This is a genomic window from Cohnella candidum (genome assembly GCF_003713065.1).
GTDB lineage: Bacteria > Bacillota > Bacilli > Paenibacillales > Paenibacillaceae > Cohnella > Cohnella candidum.
This window is the reverse complement of record NZ_CP033433.1, coordinates 697,677-712,100: the sequence shown is the minus strand read 5'-3', so window position 1 is coordinate 712,100 and position 14,424 is coordinate 697,677. Positions and strand designations below refer to the sequence as shown.

18 protein-coding genes are annotated in these 14,424 nt (G+C 56.0%); 5 read left to right on the top strand and 13 right to left on the bottom strand.

Features of this window, described 5'->3' with window-relative positions; translation table 11 throughout:
• Positions 1 to 13: 13 nt before the first annotated feature.
• From EAV92_RS03230 to cymR, 4 genes are read right to left on the bottom strand one after another with little or no spacing between them, the layout of a single operon-like run.
• Positions 14 to 220: a hypothetical protein gene (locus EAV92_RS03230; protein ID WP_123039737.1), complete on the bottom strand. Its 207-nt coding sequence runs from the start codon at positions 218 to 220 to the stop codon at positions 14 to 16.
• 6 nt (positions 221 to 226) lie between these two features.
• The gene (locus tag EAV92_RS03225) at positions 227 to 766 is read right to left on the bottom strand and encodes a PRC-barrel domain-containing protein (RefSeq protein ID WP_123039736.1); all 540 of its coding nucleotides are present in this window, start codon (positions 764 to 766) and stop codon (positions 227 to 229) included.
• Positions 767 to 795: 29 nt separating this feature from the next.
• Positions 796 to 1,947, bottom strand: a complete 1,152-nt coding sequence (locus EAV92_RS03220; RefSeq protein ID WP_123039735.1) for a cysteine desulfurase family protein — start codon at positions 1,945 to 1,947, stop codon at positions 796 to 798.
• A gap of 13 nt (positions 1,948 to 1,960) precedes the next feature.
• Positions 1,961 to 2,380: a cysteine metabolism transcriptional regulator CymR gene (gene cymR / locus EAV92_RS03215; protein ID WP_123039734.1), complete on the bottom strand. Its 420-nt coding sequence runs from the start codon at positions 2,378 to 2,380 to the stop codon at positions 1,961 to 1,963.
• 219 nt (positions 2,381 to 2,599) lie between these two features.
• On the opposite strand from cymR, the gene mnmA reads away from it, so the two are divergent.
• Positions 2,600 to 3,736: a tRNA 2-thiouridine(34) synthase MnmA gene (gene mnmA / locus EAV92_RS03210; protein WP_123039733.1), complete on the top strand. Its 1,137-nt coding sequence runs from the start codon at positions 2,600 to 2,602 to the stop codon at positions 3,734 to 3,736.
• Between the two features lie 119 nt (positions 3,737 to 3,855).
• Here the strand turns inward: mnmA and EAV92_RS03205 are convergent, their stop codons facing one another.
• The 6 genes from EAV92_RS03205 to EAV92_RS03185 form a co-directional block, all read right to left on the bottom strand.
• Positions 3,856 to 4,716, bottom strand: a complete 861-nt coding sequence (locus EAV92_RS03205) for an IS3 family transposase (RefSeq protein WP_241158525.1) — start codon at positions 4,714 to 4,716, stop codon at positions 3,856 to 3,858.
• 11 nt (positions 4,717 to 4,727) lie between these two features.
• Positions 4,728 to 5,045: a transposase gene (locus tag EAV92_RS24695; protein ID WP_206424278.1), complete on the bottom strand. Its 318-nt coding sequence runs from the start codon at positions 5,043 to 5,045 to the stop codon at positions 4,728 to 4,730.
• Positions 5,046 to 5,342: 297 nt separating this feature from the next.
• Positions 5,343 to 6,002: a hypothetical protein gene (locus EAV92_RS03200; protein ID WP_123039732.1), complete on the bottom strand. Its 660-nt coding sequence runs from the start codon at positions 6,000 to 6,002 to the stop codon at positions 5,343 to 5,345.
• An 88-nt stretch (positions 6,003 to 6,090) separates the two neighbouring features.
• Positions 6,091 to 6,804 (bottom strand): YebC/PmpR family DNA-binding transcriptional regulator, encoded by a 714-nt coding sequence (locus tag EAV92_RS03195; RefSeq protein WP_123039731.1) that lies wholly within the window; start codon positions 6,802 to 6,804, stop codon positions 6,091 to 6,093.
• Between the two features lie 160 nt (positions 6,805 to 6,964).
• Positions 6,965 to 7,162, bottom strand: a complete 198-nt coding sequence (locus tag EAV92_RS03190) for a cold shock domain-containing protein (RefSeq protein WP_123039730.1) — start codon at positions 7,160 to 7,162, stop codon at positions 6,965 to 6,967.
• A 114-nt stretch (positions 7,163 to 7,276) separates the two neighbouring features.
• A complete protein-coding gene (locus tag EAV92_RS03185; RefSeq protein ID WP_123039729.1) occupies positions 7,277 to 8,011 on the bottom strand; it encodes a methyltransferase domain-containing protein in 735 nt (244 codons plus the stop codon).
• 192 nt (positions 8,012 to 8,203) lie between these two features.
• Between EAV92_RS03185 and EAV92_RS03180 the strand changes: the two genes are divergently transcribed.
• The 3 genes from EAV92_RS03180 to pepF all read left to right on the top strand — a co-directional run bounded on the left by EAV92_RS03180 (position 8,204) and on the right by pepF (position 10,615).
• Positions 8,204 to 8,437 (top strand): hypothetical protein, encoded by a 234-nt coding sequence (locus EAV92_RS03180; RefSeq protein WP_123039728.1) that lies wholly within the window; start codon positions 8,204 to 8,206, stop codon positions 8,435 to 8,437.
• Between the two features lie 32 nt (positions 8,438 to 8,469).
• A complete protein-coding gene (locus EAV92_RS24390; RefSeq protein WP_164472619.1) occupies positions 8,470 to 8,646 on the top strand; it encodes a DUF3810 domain-containing protein in 177 nt (58 codons plus the stop codon).
• A 172-nt stretch (positions 8,647 to 8,818) separates the two neighbouring features.
• The gene (pepF, locus tag EAV92_RS03175; RefSeq protein ID WP_123043540.1) at positions 8,819 to 10,615 is read left to right on the top strand and encodes an oligoendopeptidase F; all 1,797 of its coding nucleotides are present in this window, start codon (positions 8,819 to 8,821) and stop codon (positions 10,613 to 10,615) included.
• A gap of 80 nt (positions 10,616 to 10,695) precedes the next feature.
• Here the strand turns inward: pepF and EAV92_RS03170 are convergent, their stop codons facing one another.
• The gene (locus EAV92_RS03170) at positions 10,696 to 11,199 is read right to left on the bottom strand and encodes a DNA-deoxyinosine glycosylase (RefSeq protein ID WP_123039727.1); all 504 of its coding nucleotides are present in this window, start codon (positions 11,197 to 11,199) and stop codon (positions 10,696 to 10,698) included.
• A gap of 75 nt (positions 11,200 to 11,274) precedes the next feature.
• Here EAV92_RS03170 and EAV92_RS03165 point away from each other — a divergent pair, with 75 nt between their 5' ends.
• Positions 11,275 to 12,606 carry a TrkH family potassium uptake protein gene (locus EAV92_RS03165; protein WP_206424277.1) on the top strand — a complete coding sequence of 444 codons (1,332 nt, stop codon included), beginning with the start codon at positions 11,275 to 11,277 and terminating at the stop codon, positions 12,604 to 12,606.
• Positions 12,607 to 12,651: 45 nt separating this feature from the next.
• Here the strand turns inward: EAV92_RS03165 and EAV92_RS03160 are convergent, their stop codons facing one another.
• Both EAV92_RS03160 and EAV92_RS03155 read right to left on the bottom strand, forming a co-directional pair.
• Positions 12,652 to 13,482: a carbohydrate ABC transporter permease gene (locus EAV92_RS03160; RefSeq protein WP_123039725.1), complete on the bottom strand. Its 831-nt coding sequence runs from the start codon at positions 13,480 to 13,482 to the stop codon at positions 12,652 to 12,654.
• Complete coding sequence (locus tag EAV92_RS03155) at positions 13,482 to 14,363, bottom strand: carbohydrate ABC transporter permease (RefSeq protein WP_123039724.1); 882 nt, start codon at positions 14,361 to 14,363, stop codon at positions 13,482 to 13,484. Before EAV92_RS03155 ends, EAV92_RS03160 begins: the two co-directional genes overlap by 1 nt.
• Between the last annotated feature and the right edge of the window lie 61 nt (positions 14,364 to 14,424).

Below are 14,424 nucleotides of genomic sequence, written 5' to 3'. Positions count from 1 at the left end.
AAGCTGAGTCCATTTACATTCCGTTCATTTGAATGCTTTCGGGAACTGGCTCGTTAAAGAACAGATCGTCCAGCGAGCTGAGCGTTCCGTCTTCTTCGACTTGGTAAACCGACATTTTTTCGCCGTTCACCGTCAGTTCGATAAAGCAGCTCCAGCAATAGAATTGATGGGAACCGATTTTACCGATGTCCTTGGAATTGCAATTCGGGCATCTCATCATCCGTCTTCACCTGTCACTTTCCGCGTTCCGCGTTTGGTCTCTCGTAAACACTCGTTCATAGGACGCCGGTACCAATACGGCATCCTTCCCTAACGTGATTTGCTCGGGCCCATCCGGCAGCAGGAGCCGCCGCCGCCCTTCCAGCACATCGGTTAAAAAACCGTCCGTCAGTTCACAGCCTATTAAAGGTGTACCCACGGACTCCTTAAAGTAAACATCGGATATTCGACCTAATTGCCGACCGGTCACCGTGATGACCGGCATGTCCTTCAACCGGACGACTCCGCCCAGGAAAGACCTCAGCAACAGGGATTTGTCCATCTTCGTGACGGAACGCCCTTCTTTCAGGATGAGGGCGTCTTCCCCGCAGGTTTCGATATCCGGCCAGCGGATGCCTCTGAAAGCTTTCCGCAGCCGCACCCGGCTGTCGAGCACGATTCCCGCCATGCTCCAAAATTCGTCGAGCCAAACGTCCTTCACTTTGCCCGCCTTCGCGCCGTTACTTGTCAGCACGGGCAGGCCGATCATGGATTGGGCCTGGAGCACAGCCGGCACCTCTTTCTTGCAGGCGCTTGCTAACTAATACGTAAGCGCGCCGAAATGGTTGCAATAATTTTCGCCGTTTTTTCCGCTTCTTCTCTAGTATTGCCGAATCCGAAGCTGAAACGCACGGCGGATTGCACCCTTTCGCGCGAAAGATTCATGGCGGTCAGCACGTGGGAGGGCTGTAGGGAGCCCGATGTGCAGGCGGAACCGCCGGAGGCCGCAACGCCGGCCAAATCCAAATTCATGAGCAGCGTTTCCGACGACATGCCGAAAAAGCTGACGTTGGCGATATGAGGAAGCCGAAGCTCTTGATGTCCGTTTAATTGGAAAGCGTCTTCGCCCAGTTCGGCCTGAAGCGCCTGCAGAAAGGAGTCCCGAACGTCGCGGACATGGCGTATCCTCTCGTCCATGTTGCGGAAGGCGATGTTGGCCGCTTCCGCGAAAGCCGAGATGCCGGGCACGTTCTCGGTGCCGGCTCGGCGGGCGCGTTCTTGCGTGCCGCCGTGGAGCAGCGGCTGAAACGGCGTTCCCCGTTTGACATACAATAAGCCGACCCCTTGCGGGCCGTTGATTTTGTGGGCGGACACGCTGATCAGATCGACGGGGAGGCTTTGTAAGTTCCATCGCTCATAGCCGAACGCCTGGACGGCGTCGACATGCATGACCGCGCCGCGTTCCCGGGCGATCCTGCCGATCTCCTCGTACGGTTGCAGCGTGCCGGTCTCGTTGTTGCCGGCCATGACGCTGACGACGGCCGTCGATTCGTCGATCGCCGCCGCCGCGGCTTCCGGGGATACTCGTCCCGTTTCGTCGGCGGGAAGCACGGTCAGGCGAAACCCTTGCTTTTCCAGCTGCAAGCAAGCATTCAGCACCGCATGGTGTTCCACGGCCGTGGTCACGATGCCTGTCCGGCCTTTGGCGCGCTGGGCAACGGCGGCGCCGAACAGCGCCGAGTTGTCGCTTTCGGTCCCGCTGCCCGTGAACACCAATTCGGAAGGCATACAGCCGAGCAGCCGAGCGAGCGTATCCCGCGCGGCCGTCACCCGGCTTCTCGATGCCCGTCCGAAAGCGTGCAGGCTGGACGGGTTCCCCGGTCCGGCGCCGGCCGCTTCCGCATAAGCGGCGACGGCCTCCGGAATCATCGGGGTCGTCGCCGCGTGGTCGAAATAAATGGAGGTCATGTCTTTCCCTCGCTTAGATGTAGAACATGTAGCTGTCCGGCGTACCTTCGCCTTTGTAGTGGATCAGGTCGGACAGGGTCGTGGAGTCGAGAACGTCCGCGATGCTGTCGCGGATGCGAAGCCATAAGTCCCGTTTGGCCGGATCGTCTTCCTCGGTGAAATCCACCGGGCTGATCGGCCCTTCCAGAATCCGGATCACGTCTCCGGACGTGATGCCTTCCGGATCTTTAGACAGCACATAGCCCCCGTAGGCGCCGCGGACGCTTTTGACGAGTCCGGCGTTGCGGAGGGGAGCGATCAATTGTTCGAGGTAATGTTCGGAAAGCCCGTTTCTTTCGGCGATGCTTTTGAGCGACGTTGGTCCTTCGCCGAATTTGGCCGCCAGTTCCATCATGATCGTTAAGCCGTAGCGGCCTTTGGTTGATATTTTCAAGAGAGAACACCCGCTTTCTTGCCGACAGACAGCACGTAATCGATTGGGGATCGAAAAAGGCAGTATCCCTATTCCAAATCTATGGTAACACATCTGTTCTCTTTGTGGTCAAAAAAAACTTGACATATTCATGAAACGCCCATAAGTGAGTTTATCGAGGGGTTGTGTTAAAATAGGAGAACTTGCGGCCATGTCCGCAGGGAAGGAGGTTGTCATGCAATGGTGTTAAACGATAATCGGTTCGAGGATCCCTCGAAAGTGCGCGTCGTCGTCGGCATGTCGGGCGGCGTCGACTCTTCGGTATCGGCTTTGCTGCTGAAGAAGCAAGGTTTCGACGTCATCGGCGTGTTCATGAAAAACTGGGACGACACCGACGAGAACGGCGTATGCACCGCCGAAGAGGACGCGGAAGACGTCCGGCGCGTGTGCGACGAAATCGGGATCCCTTATTATACGGTAAACTTCGAGGAACAGTATTACGACAAAGTATTCGAATATTTTCTGGAGGAATACCGCCGAGGGCGGACGCCTAATCCTGACGTCATGTGCAACCGGGAGATCAAATTCGGCGAATTCCTGCAAAAAGCGCTGGCGCTCGGCGCGGACGTCGTCGCCATGGGCCACTATGCGCAGGTCGAATTGCGAGATGGAGCTTATCGGCTGCTTCGCGGCGCGGATGCCAACAAGGATCAGACGTACTTCCTCCATCAGTTGGACCAAAACCAGCTGTCCCGGGCGATGTTCCCGATCGGGCATCTCCAGAAGCCGGAGGTTCGCCGGATCGCCGAAGAGGCCGGGCTGTACACCGCGAAGAAAAAAGACAGCACCGGCGTTTGCTTCATCGGCGAGCGGAACTTCAAAGAGTTCCTCAGCCAGTATCTGCCCGCCAAGCCTGGCGACATGGTGGACATCGTCACCGGCGAAGTCAAAGGCCGGCATGACGGCCTGATGTATTATACGCTGGGCCAGCGCCAAGGATTGGGCATCGGCGGATCCGGCACCGGCGAACCTTGGTTCGTCGCCGACAAGGATTTGGAGCGCAACGTGCTGTACGTCGTGCAAGGTGACGTTCATCCGAGCCTGTACTCCGTCGGCCTGACGGCGACGGGCGTGAACTGGATCCGCCCCGTGTCGGGCGAGCCGTTCCGCTGCACGGCGAAGTTCCGCTATCGCCAGCCGGACCAAGGCGTCACCGTCACGCCGCTCGGCAACGGCGAGTTCAGCGTCGATTTCGATCAGCCGCAGAAGGCGGTCACGCCAGGCCAAGCCGTCGTTTTCTATGACGGCGACGAATGCCTCGGAGGAGGCACGATTGACCAAGTCCGCAAGCTCGAGCCCTCCGTCGCGGGGGTATGAGCAGTCGGCATTCACGAGGAGGCTCCCGTTAAGGGAGTCTCTTTTTTGTGCCTCCGTTAACCGTCCTCACCGCCCTATTTATGTAACTATTGGACCTACGTCAAGAAAGTGGACACCAATTAACTAGCTTTACTCTTACTGAAACTGGAAGCGAAACGAACTGGTGATAAATATCCCAGTGCACCGTGGATCCGTTTGCGGTTATAAAAGAACTCAACGTACCGAAACATCTCGTTGTATGCTTGTTGCTTCGTTCTAAATCGTTTGCAGTAAATAAGTTCTTTTTTAAGGATGCTGTGGAATGATTCAATGCACGCATTGTCATAACAATTGCCTTTTCGACTCATGCTTGCTTTCATTCTGTAAGCTTTAAGTTGCTTTTTGTAGTCATCGGATGCGTACTGGCTCCCGCGATCTGAATGGTGGAGAAGCCCCTTCTTCGGCTTCTTGGCTGCATAGGCATCTTGCAAAGCACCGAGCACCAGATCGGTCGTCATACGGTCCTCAAGGCGCCAGCCCACGATCTCACGGGTGCAAAGATCAAGGACGCTCGCGAGATACAGCCGGCCTTCTTTGCACGGAATGTAGGTGATGTCAGCAACCCAAACTTGATTGGGCCGCTGCGTTTCAAACTGTTGATTCAGAATGTTTGGAGCGATCGGCAAGTCGTGATTAGAGTCGGTTGTTTGAACCTTGTATTTACTCGAGACACAGGAACGCAGGCCGAGTTCATGCATGTACAAACCGACTGTCCGCTCAATTACCGTATAACCTTCCTCGCGCAGTAAAAAAGTGATTTTGGGAGCGCCGTAGCGCTTCTCTGAGTCGTTAAAGTGATACGTAATACGCCCCATCAGTTCACGCTTACGTAGTTCCTGATTACTTGGACCAGCAGACCGCCATTTGTAGTAACCGCTCCGGGAAACCCCCATTAATTCGCACATCTTCTCCAAATTGAACTCGGAGCGATGATCTTCAATGAACTGAAATCTTAGTTCTTTGGCTTGCTGAAGATGTGCACTGCCTTTTTTACAATCGTTAGCTCTTCTTCGACATCAGCGATCTTCCGATCTTTCGCGTGAAGTTCACGTTGCTGCTCTTTGACGAGTTGTTCGAGTTCTTTAATGCGATCCAGTGAGGCAATGGGTTCATTCTTAAAATCACGATATTTCGCTTTCCATGAATGTAATGTTCTTGCTGGAATGTCGAGCTCCTGGGCGATCTCCTCGACCGTTTTTGCTTGCTCCTGAAGGAGCTTGATCGTCTGTTTCTTAAATTCCTCATTGAACCGCTGCCGTTGTTCACCCATGTGAACACCTCCTGAGATACATTCATTATTGTGTTCTCTTAACGAGGTGTCCACTTTTTATTCTAGTTGCATATCTTACACAACTCCCCCGTTCCTCCGCTACTTCGACCGATTTATGTAACTTTCTTGCACAACTCCCCCGCTCCCCCGCCCTTTCATCCGATTTATGTAACTTTCTTGCATAACTCTCCCATTCCCCCTGCCACTTCGACCGTTTTATGTAACTTTCTTGCATAACTCCCCCGCTCACCTGCCACTTGGACCGAATTATGTAACTTTCTTGCACAACTCACCCGCTCACCTGCGGGTAGCCTCTTCAGAGAGACGGAGCTTATGGAAGCGATGAGGACCTCCACCCTCCGGGACCAATAGACTTTTATCGACCAGGTTTCGCAACACCTGGCGGGTCGGACCGGCCCCCAATTGAAGCCATTGGCAAGCGTCCGAGATGGAGAAGGGACCGGGATGGATAGCGGCACATCGGATGATCTCGCGTTCATAAACGGGAAGCTCCATCCATTGAACACTCGCAGTATCCCCATACCGGCCCAACAATTCATACACCGACCTCGCGCACATGTCCGGCTTCTTGTCCAGCTCGTCCCAGCTGAACGGCATGTACTTGATGCCGTGCTTTACGAAAGACCTCACCCGCATCTGCTCGAAGGAGTGCCTTTCGCGGGTGATTTTTTCCGCGTGAACGACATAGCCTTCCGCTTCGAACACGATGCGCAAGATCCTGTGGTACACGTCCGCGTAAATTTTGACGCCGGTCTCGCTGACCAGCTCGAACTCCAGCACCAAATCGTCGAGCGTACCGAAAACCGTCCACAGCATCTCGCACAATTTGCGCGTACCCGTCAAATCCCGCTCCAGCAACTCCCTCCGCATGCCGGCTGCCTCATTTCTCTGCTGATCCAAAAACCGATCGAACGCTTCGTTAAACGACAATCGCATCACCGCACCCTCCCCGGAATCGCTGCTAAACAAAAAAAACGCCGCCTGCCCCTAGGGCAAACGGCGTGTGCTTCACGCTTTTCCGCTTTTAAAGATCCACGTTATGATACACCTGCTGCACGTCTTCCTGGTCTTCCAGCGCGTCGATCAGCTTCTCGAACGTGACTTGCGCGTCTTCGGGGAGCTCGACGTCCGTCTGCGGCAGCATCGTGATTTCCGCGACCGTGAAATCCGTGACGCCGGCGCCCTTGAACGCTTCCTGTACGGCATGGAACTGTTCCGGCGCGGCGTAAACGATAACGGTGTCTTCCTCTTCCACGATATCGCGCGCGTCCACGTCGGCTTCCAGCAACAATTCCAGCACTTCATCGGCCGACTTGTCCGCGACGCCGATAACGGCCGTCTCGTCGAACATGTAGGCAACGGAGCCGTTCACGCCCATGTTTCCGCCGTTCTTAGTGAAGGCCGCGCGGACGTTCGCCGCCGTACGGTTCACGTTGTTCGTCAGCGCGTCGACGATGACCATCGATCCGTTCGGGCCGAAGCCTTCGTAACGCAGCTCCACGTAGTTCTCGTCGGACGAGCCTTTGGCCTTCTCGAGCGCGCGGTCGATGATCGCTTTCGGAACGTTGTACGTTTTGGCGCGCTCCAGAACGACCTTCAATGCGCGGTTCGCTTCCGGATCCGGTTCGCCTTTCTTGGCGGCCACGTAAATTTCAACGCCGAACTTGGCGTATACGCGGCTCGTATTGGCGTCTTTCGTCGCTTTTTTGTTTTTAATGTTATTCCATTTGCGTCCCATGGTTTCAATCTCGCTTTCTATACTAGGCTTTAGCGCACTCCTTATATTTTAGCAGAAGATCGCGAAAAGAAAACAACGCAAAGACGAAAGCCCCCGGCTAAACGCCAGGGGCTTCGTGCTCTGTTCGTGATATGAAATCAGTCTTCGCTCAGCGCGAGACTTACAGTTTCACCACGTTGGATGCTTGCGGACCACGGTTGCCTTGCGTGATTTCGAATTCAACCGCTTGGCCTTCTTCCAAGGTTTTGAAGCCGTCGCCTTGGATGGCAGAGAAGTGAACGAATACGTCGTTGCCGTTCTCTACGGAGATGAAGCCGTAGCCTTTCTCTGCGTTAAACCACTTAACTGTTCCTCTCAAATGAAAAACCTCCTAAAATCTCGCCGTCATCGGCGAATGAGGTAATTATAACCGAATCCGCCTGAAGTTGCAATATCCTCAGCACCCGGGGGAAGTCCGCGCCCCGCTTGGGATTCAGCGCTTTCGCACCGCCGCCAGCACCTCGCTCGCGACGGGGGTGAACGGCAGCTTCGACGGCACTGTCCGAACGTCTGCAACCGCCTCCAGATCCTTCACGACGGCCGGCAGGAATGGGCTGGTTTCCCATTTCAGCGACACGAGCGGATACACCCGGATCTCGCCGCCCGGCCGTACGACCCGGAGCAGTTCGGACAACGCATCGCGATGGAACGTTTCGCCGAATTGATCCGCATATAAAAATAGGAAGTGACTGCACACGGCCAAAGCGAAAGTACCGTCCGCGAACGGCAGCTTCGGCAAGGACGCAGCCACGTAACGCTCGGCGGCATCCTCCCGGACGAAATCGGCGGCGAAGCGCTCGAAGGAGGCTTCCCTCAGCCGGCGGTGCCGCTCCGGCGAACCGTAATAGCTCCAATCGTACGAGGCTGCTGCGGCGGCGATCTTGGCCGACGACACTTCGATTTCCTTGCGCGACTCAGACAGGACGGCTTCCGCCGGCTTGCCGTACAGCGGATCCGCGGCGACGGCGGTTATGCCCATATCCCGAAGCTGCGCCGTGAACGACGAAGCCCCTCCCGCCACATCCAGCACGGGGCCTCTTCGCAGAAGCTCCTCATCTAGTGCGAACATGTCCATGTATTCCCGATACGACCTGCAGGTGTGGGCGACGCCCGTCTGTGGATACGCCTGCGGCTTGCCCGCTTGTTCTTTCCTTACTTCTTTGCTCATCTCGTCTCTTCTCCTCTCGGCTCTGCTCTACTCAACTCAACTGTACGCTAAACCCGCTCTCCCTCCGGAGGCGGATTTTCCATATCATGCCACGCGGGGCCCCTTCCGTCAACGGCCGCAACATTGATTTCTTCGCCCATCTCTTCTATGATGAGAAAAACGGCAGCCCCTGCCAAAAACAGGAGAGTCCCCATGTTCGAAAAACATACGGTATACAAGCTCGACAACTACAATATGCTGACGGTGGAAGTGCAAGGCAAAACGCTCGTCGTCCGGGAGATTTCCGACCAATGGGGCGAAGAAACGCACAAGTTCCTGAGCCGGCCCGAAATGATGGATTGGGCGAACCGGCGGTTCCGTCCCGACGACTTCCCGGGCGGAGAAGAGGAATACCGCAAAATCATGGACACCCTTAGAGCCATTTAAGCCATCCCCCGCAGGAGGTCGGATATCCGTTCATGGACAGTTCAACGCTCATTTTCATCATTTCAGCGTTCGCGCTCGGGGTCATTCTGATCCTCAGCCGCAACAAAATCCCGGCATCGCTGAGGCGCGGCATGGCCATCGCCTCGATCCTGCTGATCCTATTTGCTTTTTTCCTTATCGTTTACAGCTTCTTTACGGCCGGAACGTAAAGCTCCGCGCCGGCCGTTCATAAAGCCGTTCGGCAGGGACATACTAATCCGGCAACCATTTCCATTCCGCCGGAGGCCTTTCATGAAGCCGAAAACCCTGCCGATCGCCGCCGCCCTGGCGGCGTTGTCTTTATTGTGCATGACCCTAAATCCGAGGAGGGAACCCACCCCGATGACCCAAGTGCTGAAAAGAAGCGAAGTGCCGAAAGAATCGGTATGGCGGCTCGAAGACCTTTTCCCGAACCAAGCCGCATGGAACGACGAATACGCCAAGGTGAAGAAACTCATCGGAGACGCCGCCGAATTCCAAGGCAAGCTGAAAGACGCGGCCACGATCGCCCGCTGCTTCGCGCTGGAAGACGAAATCTCCCTCCACACGGAGCGCCTGTACGTCTACGCGAACATGCACCATCACGAGGACACGGCGGAGCCGGAGTTCCAGGCGCTGTCGGAGAAATCCAAAAAACTGAGCGTCGAAGTCGGCGAAGCCTTGTCATTCATCACGCCGGAAATTTTGAGCCTATCCGAAGACGCGCTCCGCGGCCTCATCGCCGATTCCTCCCTCGCCAAATACAAGCGGACGCTGGAAGAGATGCTCCGCCAGAAGCCGCACGTCCTGTCCAAAAACGAAGAATCGCTGCTGGCCCAGGTCGGCAACGTTTCGCAGGCGCCCGGCACGATTTTCAACATGATGAACAATGCCGACATGAAATTCCCGAAGATCAAAAACGACAAAGGCGAAGAAGCCGATCTGACCCATGGCAGCTATATCCAGTTCCTGGAGAGCCGCAATCCGGAGGTTCGCCGCAACGCGTTCAAGGCCGTATACGAAACGTACGGCAAGTGGAAGAACACGCTGGCGTCCACGCTGAGCGCGAACGTGACGAAGAACGTGTTCTACGCCAAAGCCCGCAAATACCCGTCGGCGCTCGAAGCGTCGCTCTACGGAGACAACATTCCGAAGTCGGTGTACGAGAACCTGATCTCCACGATCCACGAAAACTTGCCGCTCATGCACCGTTACATGGCGCTTCGCAAAAAGCTGCTCAAGGTCGAAGAGCTGCACATGTACGACCTGTTCACGCCGCTCGTCGAGGAATTCGACATGGACATCACGTACGACGAAGCCAAGAAGACGGTGTACGACAGCCTCTCCCCTCTCGGCGAAGATTACCGCAAAGCGCTGAAGGAAGGCTTCGAAAACCATTGGATCGACGTTTACGAGAACGAAGGCAAACGCAGCGGCGCATACAGCTGGGGCGCGTACGGCACGCATCCATACGTCCTGCTGAACCACAAGGACAACCTGAACAGCATGTTCACGCTCACGCACGAAATGGGCCATGCGCTGCATTCCTACTACTCCGACGAGAATAACGAATACCGCGACGCGCAGTACACGATTTTCCTCGCGGAGGTCGCCTCCACGCTGAACGAGGCGCTGCTCATGCATTACCTGCTGGAGAAATCCACGGATCCGAAGGAAAAAATGTACCTGCTCACCTACTACGCGGACCAGTTCCGCACGACCGTCTTCCGCCAGACGATGTTCGCGGAATTCGAGAAGATCATCCACGAGAAAGCGGAGCAAGGCGAAGCCCTGACCCCTCAGGAGCTGTCGAAGATTTATTACGACCTGAACGTCAAATATTACGGCAACGAAATGGTCGTGGACAAAGACATCGAGATGGAATGGGCGCGGATCCCGCATTTCTACAACAGCTTCTATGTCTACAAGTACGCGACCGGCTTTTCCGCGGCCACCAGCTTCGCCAAGCAGATCATCGACGAAGGCGCGCCGGCGGTCGACCGTTATCTCGGGTTCCTCAAAAGCGGCGGCAGCGACTTCTCCATTAACATCCTCAAAAAAGCCGGCGTCGACATGTCCTCCCCTGAGCCGATCCGCCAGGCGATGAGCGTGTTCGAAGGGCTGATCGAGCAAATGGAGCAAATGACGGCAAGCAAGTAACATTGCGCAGCAAGTAAAAAGGCTTGGAACCCCTTCCGCGCGGAGGGAGCTCCAAGCCTTTCGTCCGTTTACGGCAGCTACTACAGCAAATCCTTGATCACTCGCCAAGCCTCCAGCTTGTCCGGGAATCCCCGATACCGGGGCGTAGGAACGGGACTGGTGGACGGCAGCTTGAGCACCTGCCGTTCGGCGACCTCCGGAGAGGCGCCGTGATGCTTCTGCAGCTCGGCGAACGATTTGTTCCCGTTGCAGACGATCGCGCCGATTTGCGGGTATTGGCGAAGCAAGCCCGGAATGTCGTTCGGGACCGCGTCCTTGATGTCCGCATCGAGGCTGCCCTCCCGTTCGCATGCCGCGATGGAGTCCCATAGCGCGATCCGGTTCCGCAGCGCGAAAGCGATGCGGGAATCATACTCGGGTTCCGGTACACCGTCACCGAACAGCGTGTACAGGATGGCCCACATATGGTTGCGGGGATTCCAATAATATTGGCCGGCTCGAAGGGATGCGGTACCCGGCATGCTTCCGAGAATGAGCAGCTTCGAACGGCTGTCTGCGACAGGCGGAAAAGAATGTACGATCACGCTGGTCCCTCCATTTTCGATGCGCTACAATGAGAGTAGCCTATCATCCGAGAAAAAGAAACGAGTGGTTCCGTTTTGCGCAAACGCACTTTGATCACGCGGGGGTCTCCCCAGCAAGTGCTCGTCTTCGGCTTCGCCCTGCTGGTCGCCGTCGGCACGCTGCTGCTTTGCCTCCCGATATCTATCGCGGAAGGGCACACCTTAAGCTTCCACAACGCGTTGTTCACCGCCACCTCGGCCGCGAGCGTCACCGGGCTTGTCGTCGTCGATACCGGCACCACGTTCTCCTATTTCGGACAAGCCGTCCTACTCCTGCTGATCCAAGCCGGAGGCATCGGCTTCATGACGTTGACGACCATGATCGCGCTGATGATCGGTAAAAAGATCTCGTTCCGAGAGCGGCTCGTCCTGAAGGAATCCCTCAACCAGAACAGTACGGAAGGCATCGTGCGGCTGATCCGCAAGGTCATTCTGTACTCATTGGTCATCGAAGCCGCGGGCACGGTGCTGCTCGCGCTCCACTGGATGGAGGAAATGCCGCCCGGAAAGGCGTTGTACCACGGGCTGTTCCATGCCGTCTCCATCTTCAACAATTCCGGGTTCGACATCATCGGAGGCTTCGCTCCGTACGTCGGGGATTTCTACTTCAACGTCGTCTCCATTGTCCTGATCTTTCTGGGCAGCGTAGGGTTCATCGTGCTTTCCGATCTGATCGATTATCCGAAAAATCGCAAGCTGAGCTTGCACAGCAAGGTCGTGTTGTCGTTTTCCGGCGTGCTGATCGCCGTCGGCGCCGTCATCATTTTCATCTTTGAATTCACGAACGCCGCTTCGACCGGAGCGCTGACCGTCGCGGAGAAGCTGCTCTCTTCCCTGTTCCAATCCACAAGCCTCCGCTCGTCGGGTACGAGCACGCTCGATATCCAGTCGCTGAGGCAAGCGACGCAGTTTTTCATGGTCATCATGATGTTCATCGGCGCTTCGCCGGGCTCGACCGGCGGCGGCATTAAGGTGACGACGTTCGCGATCATGACCGCCGCGTTCGTTACGATGGTCCGCGGCAAACAGGACGTCGATCTGTTCCGCAGCCGGATCTCCAAGGATCTCGTCTACAAGGCGATCACCGTCATGTTCGTCGGCTTGTTCATCGTCGTGAGCGCCACCATTATTTTGTCCTTTTCGGAAAATCAGCCCTTCCTCACCGTGTTGTACGAGACGACTTCGGCGTTCGGGACCGTCGGCTTCAGCGCCGGTTTGACTTCGCAGCTGACCGTCTTCGGCAAGACGGTCATGATCCTCCTCATGTTCGCCGGGCGCCTCGGTCCGTTCACGATCGCGCTGGCGCTGCAGTCTAAAGCCAAAAAAGATCTGTACCGATACCCCGAAGGCAAAATCATACTCGGTTAACGAAAAGCGCCCTGCCTCCGCATATGGAGACAGGGCGCTTGCTTTTTATCCTTTGACGCTGCCTGCGGTTAAACCTTCGATGATTTTCTTCTGCAGGAAGGCGTACAGGACCACGACCGGCAGCACGGAAAACACGATGCCCGTGCAAATGAGCGGATAGTTGGTCTGGTACGCGTCCCGGAAGCCGACCATGCCGGTCGGGAGCGTCTTCAGGCTGTCCGTGCTGATGAAGAAATTGGACAGCAGGTACTCGTTCCAGTTACCCAAATAGTTGATGATGAACACCGTCACCAGCGCCGGAACCGTCAGCGGCAGGATGATGCGGAAGAACAGCCCCTGCGAGCTGAGTCCGTCCACGATCGCCGCCTCCTCGAGTTCCGCCGGAACCGACCGCATGAAAGCGGAGATCAGCAGGATGCTGAACGGAATGGCGCCGGCCGTGTAGGGCAGCAGCAAAGCCATGTGGGTGTTCAGGATCCCCATTTTCTGAATCAGGATATATTGCGAGATAAACAGCACGTTGCCGGGAATGAGCATCCCGATCAGCACGAATTGGTAAATCCATTTGCTCGTGCGCAGGAATTTCATTCTTGTGAGCGCGAAGGCGGTCGCCGAGGCAAGCAGCACGCCCGCCGCCGCCGCGGACAATGAAATGTAAAGGCTGTTGAAGAAATAGACGTTGATCTTGGCTTGTTTCCAAGCCTTCACGTAATTGTCGAAGAACAGTTCCTTCGGAAACCCGAGCGGATGGGACGCGACCTCCGCGTTGGATTCCTTCAGGGAAGAAAAAACGACGATGGCAAAAGGGATCAGGATGACCGCCACGTAAAGCAACAGGACGACATGGGGTATCGTTTTTCGAATGGCTGCCGGCATCAGTATTCGATCCCCTCCTGTCTTTTGGCGATCGTGAATTGGTAGACGGCCGTGAGCACGAGCGCGATCGCGAAAATCAGGATGGACAGCGCCATGGCGTAGCCGTATTCGCCGTACCTCGTTCCTTGATTCACCATATAAGATGCCATGACCTCCGTCGCGCCCGCCGGTCCGCCGTTCGTCATGACAAGCACGATATCGACGACCCGCATCGCTCCCGCGATCGAGAGCATGATGACCACGGAGATGATCGGCATGATGAGAGGAACGGTAATGCGGGTCGCGCGCTGATAGCCCGTCGCCCCGTCGATCGCCGCCGCCTCGTTGATTTCCTTGGGAAGGGACAAAATGGCCGCCAGGATGAGGACGATGTAGAAGCCCATCCACTGCCAGGCGTTCGTGACCAAAATCGAGAACATGGCCCATTTCGTATCGCCGAGCCAACTGACCGGCTCGATGCCGAACAAGCCGAGCACCTTGTTGAACAAGCCGTCCGTCGGGTGATACAGGAAGCCCCACAGTATGCCGATGATCGAAGTCGATAGAATGGACGGCATGAACACCGTCGTTTTGTACAGGCCTTGCAATCTTTTAACTCCGCTGATGAGAAGCGAGAAAAAGACGATCAGAGGAACTTGGAGGACGACCGAAAACAGCAGGAAGAACATGTTGTTTTTGACCGCGACCCAGAAATCCGAGTCGTCGAACGCCTGCTTGAAGTTGGCGAAACCGGTGTAATGGGCCGGTTCTAGCGCGTTCCAGTCGGTGAAGCCGTAACCGATCGAAGTGAGCAAGGTATAGATGAAGAAAAGGAAATACAGCGCCAGGCTCGGCAGCACGAACGCCCAATAAACTACGGGATTTTTTAATGTGTTTTTCATGGCTCCCCCACCCGTCCGAGATACGAAGGGCGCCACTTTATGCAGCCGAGTGGCGCCCCCG

Bases quoted from the DNA above. Each gene is read 5' to 3' on its own strand.
- EAV92_RS03230 (WP_123039737.1), bottom strand. From the start codon at position 220: ATGATGAGATGCCCGAATTGCAATTCCAAGGACATCGGTAAAATCGGT.
- EAV92_RS03220 (WP_123039735.1), bottom strand. From the start codon at position 1,947: ATGACCTCCATTTATTTCGACCACGCGGCGACGACCCCGATGATTCCG.
- mnmA (WP_123039733.1), top strand. From the start codon at position 2,600: ATGGTGTTAAACGATAATCGGTTCGAGGATCCCTCGAAAGTGCGCGTC.
- EAV92_RS24695 (WP_206424278.1), bottom strand. From the start codon at position 5,045: ATGGGTGAACAACGGCAGCGGTTCAATGAGGAATTTAAGAAACAGACG.
- EAV92_RS03200 (WP_123039732.1), bottom strand. From the start codon at position 6,002: ATGCGATTGTCGTTTAACGAAGCGTTCGATCGGTTTTTGGATCAGCAG.
- EAV92_RS03195 (WP_123039731.1), bottom strand. From the start codon at position 6,804: ATGGGACGCAAATGGAATAACATTAAAAACAAAAAAGCGACGAAAGAC.
- EAV92_RS03185 (WP_123039729.1), bottom strand. From the start codon at position 8,011: ATGAGCAAAGAAGTAAGGAAAGAACAAGCGGGCAAGCCGCAGGCGTAT.
- EAV92_RS03180 (WP_123039728.1), top strand. From the start codon at position 8,204: ATGTTCGAAAAACATACGGTATACAAGCTCGACAACTACAATATGCTG.
- EAV92_RS24390 (WP_164472619.1), top strand. From the start codon at position 8,470: ATGGACAGTTCAACGCTCATTTTCATCATTTCAGCGTTCGCGCTCGGG.
- pepF (WP_123043540.1), top strand. From the start codon at position 8,819: ATGACCCAAGTGCTGAAAAGAAGCGAAGTGCCGAAAGAATCGGTATGG.
- EAV92_RS03160 (WP_123039725.1), bottom strand. From the start codon at position 13,482: ATGCCGGCAGCCATTCGAAAAACGATACCCCATGTCGTCCTGTTGCTT.
- EAV92_RS03155 (WP_123039724.1), bottom strand. From the start codon at position 14,363: ATGAAAAACACATTAAAAAATCCCGTAGTTTATTGGGCGTTCGTGCTG.